The sequence below is a fragment of the Mycolicibacterium vulneris genome, from assembly GCF_002104765.1.
Classification (GTDB): Bacteria; Actinomycetota; Actinomycetes; order Mycobacteriales; family Mycobacteriaceae; genus Mycobacterium; species Mycobacterium vulneris.
Genome location: NZ_NCXM01000124.1, coordinates 1 through 268, shown reverse-complemented (window position 1 = coordinate 268; position 268 = coordinate 1). Strand labels below are relative to the sequence as shown.

The following is a 268-nucleotide window of genomic DNA, read 5'->3' as shown; positions in this document are numbered from 1 at the left end:
CCGTGATTTTCTTCGTTCGCCGCTGGTCGGCCTGCTCGCCTGCCTGCTGGCACTGGTGGTCGCCATGGGGGTCGGGCGCTTCTCCCTGACCCCGCAACTGCCGCACCTGATCCGCGAAGGCCAGCTCGACCTGACCGGCGCCGGCCTGCTGGCCGCCGCCAACTACCTCGGCTACCTGGTCGGCGCGCTGGACGCGCTGTTCGCCCGCGAAGCGCGGCAGGCGCGCTTGCGCCTGCTGGTCGGGCTATGGGCCTGCTTCGGCCTGACC

1 protein-coding gene is annotated in these 268 nt (G+C 72.0%); it reads left to right on the top strand.

Annotated features, from left to right (window positions below; genetic code table 11):
* Positions 1–268, top strand: a 268-nt coding sequence (locus B8W69_RS29650; RefSeq protein ID WP_342744741.1) for a YbfB/YjiJ family MFS transporter, incomplete at both ends; no start/stop codon positions are given.